Below are 4,770 nucleotides of genomic sequence, written 5' to 3' on the forward strand. Positions count from 1 at the left end.
CGGAGTTGGCCGGTCAGCGCAATGCCATTGATGGGCGGTTGGTGGAGATCATCGCTGAGCTTGATGGTGATCAGTTGTGGGGTAACACAGGGTGCCGGTCGATTTCGGCGTTGTTGGACTTGACCATGCCGATCCGGCAACTCACGGATCGACAACCCCTCGCGCCGCTGGTCCCTCCTGATCTTCTCGAACAGTTCCACGCGTGACCGCATCCTGACCGACCTCCCTGACGCCCGCCAACGACGACGGTGCGACAGGAACGATCTGAACGAGGGTGGGGCCAAAATTCGTGACGACACACCGCCCCACCCGGCCGGAAGAAATCACCAACCCACCGGGGCCAAAATTGGTGAAGAACACCGACCAAAGTGGGGCCAAGTCAGGTGACCCCACTCACAGGTATGCAGCGATCTCATGCGGAGTGCCAAGTTAGGGCATTTTCGGCTTACCAACCATCGGCATGCAACGCCTCCTGGTCATCAAAAGCCCACTGCGCTCGCCAGATAGTCTGCGGGCATGTGTCAGCAGCTACAGCGTCGATAGCCTCACAGACCGAATGGCGCTGCTGACAGCTTGACCGTCGTCCATGACAGCCAGTTCTGATCGCGAAGGTCATACATCGCTCGAAATCGGCTTTGCGCCGTCTGGTCCGTTCGGGTTCGAGGTCGAACGTTGGATCATCACAACCAAGCAAGTGCCCGCAGTCGGAAACGAAGAATCGTACCGATCCAGGTGGCGATTGGTCGGGTTCGGCGACCACGCAATGATGCGGCCCACCCATCCAACCAAAATCTGCAACTTCACAACACCGGCCACAGACGGTCCAAAGGCTCTTCACCAGGCAATTTTACCGACGAGCACCGGGAGGTGACGACAGGTGATGCCGGTGCTGCAGGAGGAGATGGTGGAGCGAGTTCTATGGTTATCTCGGAGGCACCGTGCACCGGGATCAGGGGTTGAACGCTATCCGGCGAGCAGCGCGAGAAACCCGGCGATATATGTGAGACCAAACAAGATTGGAATCCACTTTTCGACATGAGATAGCGGCCAGTACCGTGTGCGGTCTTGGCCTTCACCAAGTTCCCACCATTCAGCACGCCAGAACGGCGAGGCCGGCAATTGTTCTTCAAGCGCACCAACCACTCGGTATTTCGCACTGTTAAGAAGCCGATAGCTGCGCACCAGGTAGAACCAGGTGAAACATTCGCCGAGTATGGCTGCCAGCGGAATCACCAACCACCACGCATGCTGCCCGTGGGGGACGCCTTTGGACGAGACGGTAAGGCCAACGATGCCGGTGTTCAGTGTTAAGAAGAAAGAGTTGGTTAGTCCGCGTCGCGCGCTGATCCGATCTGCCATCTCCACATAGAGCTTGTACTGCTCGAGCAACGCGGTCTCGTATGTCACCGTGGTTCTGTCGATTTCACTGGAAACATTGAAGAGTCGAGTGGACAGGTCATCGTGGCTATGCATGGTCCGCGCCTTTCGTCTACCCCGTTCCTCGCGATCCGCGGAGCCTGGACCGGCGTCAGCTGAGTCAGCAGCTGCTGCAACGCTTTCGGCCCGTCGTGGGATCTTAGGTTGCTACGTATTCAGTTAGGAATCGGAAGTCCTGGACATAAGGGACTGTATTGGATTTCCGGTGAAACCCATTCGCGCCATTGTTCATGGCTCATATTCACGGCGAGCTTGTTGCACAACATGTCTGGCGAAGCATAGACGGGCCAGATCCGTGCTGTGTGGTCCGATCCGGCACTGGCCACCTGGTGCCCATCCGGGCTGAACACGACACGGTTCACCCCGCCGGAATTGCCAGTAAGTGGTGCACCTAGCGGCTGGCCCGTAGCGACGTCCCACAATCGCACGAGATTTGTTCCCGCACTCGCTATTCGGCGCCCATCCGGACTAAAGGCCACACCGTTTACTGGACCGTCATGCCCGGACAACGGCGCGCCCAGCTGCTGGCCACTCTCGACGTCCCACAGTCGAACCGTGCGATCGAAACTGGCACTGGCCAGTCGGCGCCCATCTGGACTAAAGGCCACGGCAAATACCATGCTGGTATGCCCTGATAGCGGACTGCCCAGCGGTCGGCCGGTCCCGACGTCCCAGAGTCGAATCTTTCCCTCGTTGCCGGCGCTAGCTAACCGACGTCCATCCGACGTGAATGCCAAATCGTTTACCGTGCCAGTATGCGCGGCTAGCGGGGCACCCAGCGGCTGGCCGGTCTCGGCATTCCAAAGCCTTACGTTCCCATCGTTCTGGCCGCTGGCCAGCCAGCGACCATCCGGGCTGAATGCCACACTGAGCACCTGATAGGCGTGCCCGAGTGGGTCACCTATCTGTTGGCGGGTCTCGGCATCCCACAACCGGACTGTGCCGTCATCTCCGGCAGTGGCTAATCGGTGGCCGTCCGGATGAAACGCCACACCGTGCACCACGCCACTACGAAGGGCAAGCGGGGCTCCTTGCGGGAGGCCGGTGTAGGGGTTCCAAAACCGCACCGTGCCGTCCCAGGTGGCGCTCGCTAACCTCCCGTCATGGGTGTAAGCCACACTCCGCACCTCTTCGGGGTGTTCGAGCGGGGCGCCCGGAACCTGGCCGGGACCGACGTCCCATAATCGAACGGTGCGATCGGAACCGACGGTGGCTAACCGTCGCCCGTCCGGACTGAAAGCCACATCAAAAACTGTGCCGGTGTGGCCGGTAAGCGGGGCACCCACCGCTTTGCCTGTCACGACGTCCCACAAGCGGACAATGCCGTTCCCTCCTACACTTGCCAACCGACTGCCGTCCTGGTTAAACGCCACTCCATCCACGTGGCCGCCATGCCCAGAAAGCAGGGGCCCCATCGGATTGTTGTTCCCGACATCCCACAACCGCACAGCGTCACCGGACCCGCCGCTGGCTAACAAATGCCCATTCGGGCTGAATACTATGGTCGAGACGAGACCGACTGAATGATCGATCATGGGGGTACCGACCGCTTGGCCGGTCTCGATGTCCCACAACCGCACCACGTGGTCGGAGCCGCCGGTAGCCAGCACGTGGCCGTCTGGGCTGAACGCCACACTGGTAACTGTAATGCTATATCCGTCGGCGCCGACTGGGACACTGTGCCTTAGTTGTGGGCCCACGGGTTGTCCGGTTGCCACATCCCACATTTGGATCGCGCCCCGGTAACCTCCGCCTGCCAACCGGCGCCCATCCGGGCTGAACGCCAAAAATAGTGGCTCTTCGCGGTAATCGGTGAATTTGATTCCCAGCGGTTGCCCACTGTCGACGTCCCATAACTGCACATGTCCACCGTGATCGAGGGCAGCGAGCCGACGCGAATCAGGGCTCAACGCCGTTTTGCGCTTCTTCCGTGAGTCGCCGGCAAGCGGCGCACTCAGCTGTTGGCCGGTATCGGCGTTCCACAGCCGCGCCGCACCGAAATCTTCAGCGGTAACCAGCCGATGTCCATCTTGGGCAAACCTCACGCGATGCATGCCCTCGGGGGTATCAAACACCTTAACTGTGGCGTGCTGCCGTATGACGGCATCGATGAGGCTGCCCGCGGCGACATCAGGAGCGAGGAAATTGGCTGCAAGCAGCTCTTGCAACGCACGGATGTCGCCTCCGGACTGCTCGCCTCTCGTCGCCGCCTGACTATCCGACACAAGCCGCCGAGCTTCTGCTGCATTGCGTTGCTGCAGAGCCACTTGCCGCTGACGCAGGGCTTCGGCTCGTGACGCAACAGCGATCACTGCTGTAATAACCGCAAAGACAGTCAGTATCGCGAGGCCGGCCACCGCGGCTGCGCGCAGGCGACGGAAACGACGTTGTTCGCGCAAGTCTTCGCTGACTAAATCAGTCTTGGCTTTGCCGTGTATTGGGGCAGCCAGGTCGATGACCTTCTCGCGGAAAAGGGCTTCGGTAAAATCCCACGGAGAACTCCCGCTAACGTCCACATAGAACGGCTGGGTATCCAGCGAGCCCGACGCAGTCAGTATTGGTGGCGCCGCATCCGAACGCTCAGCGTCAAACTTCCGACCCTCTTCGTCCCAGATCAGGCGGCCAGCAGCCACCACAAGCATGAGCCGGTCCTGCCGACAATGGGCTAGCCAGTGACCGATTTCTTTGTTTACCCACGCTGACGCGGCCGCATTTGGGGAAACAATTGCGATCAGGTAGCGCGAACTCTCCATTGCTTCGGTCACTTTGCCCCACAGATCAGGGCTGGCGGTCAGATCGGTGGAGTCACGAAATACTCGCAGCGCCCGTAAATGGCCCATACGCCGCCCGACGCGGTGTAGGCCACGTTGGATCCCGTATGCCACCGCACGATCCCCATGGTTGTATGAGACGAAGGCGTCGTAGCTGAAAGACTGCTGTTGATTATCGTCGTCTGTGCCCGGCGCATCACGGGCCTGAGCAAGCATCGCGTAGATCCCCCCATCTGGCTCCGGGAGTCACTCGGCCTACACTCGATGACGGTGCAATGATTGCATGGTCGTGCACCAAGTCGCACGAATTCGTGTAACAGCCGTCGACGTTGCTGCGAATCTCCTCGACGGTGCCCCAGCGCTTTATGGGGCCAACCTAGCCAACGCGTCGCGAAAACCACCGTTCGGCCAGACATCCGGCAGTATCACGGTCACCTGCTGCATGACGGTTTTTGCGGCGAAGGTGGTCGGTATCGGAGAACGCGGTACAACTTGGCGTCAACCACGCCGTAGGACGCACGAAAGGTCGGAAAGCCGATCGGTACCGATCCCAGCATTTGTC

General features: G+C 60.1%; 2 protein-coding genes and 2 pseudogenes. 2 read left to right on the forward strand and 2 right to left on the reverse strand.

The window, feature by feature from the left end; all coding sequences use genetic code 11:
- Positions 1-116 (forward strand): annotated as a pseudogene (locus tag AC5Y47_RS25600) (hypothetical protein); the annotation flags it as partial.
- Between the two features lie 847 nt (positions 117-963).
- On the opposite strand, the gene AC5Y47_RS25605 reads toward AC5Y47_RS25600, so the two are convergent.
- Positions 964-1,473, reverse strand: a complete 510-nt coding sequence (locus AC5Y47_RS25605; protein ID WP_499947055.1) for a RipA family octameric membrane protein — start codon at positions 1,471-1,473, stop codon at positions 964-966.
- A gap of 119 nt (positions 1,474-1,592) precedes the next feature.
- Complete coding sequence (locus AC5Y47_RS25610) at positions 1,593-4,424, reverse strand: toll/interleukin-1 receptor domain-containing protein (RefSeq protein WP_499947056.1); 2,832 nt, start codon at positions 4,422-4,424, stop codon at positions 1,593-1,595.
- A 233-nt stretch (positions 4,425-4,657) separates the two neighbouring features.
- Between AC5Y47_RS25610 and AC5Y47_RS25615 the strand changes: the two are divergent.
- Positions 4,658-4,770 (forward strand): annotated as a pseudogene (locus tag AC5Y47_RS25615) (site-specific integrase); the annotation flags it as partial.

The organism is Mycobacterium sp. NGS22, assembly GCF_059813095.1.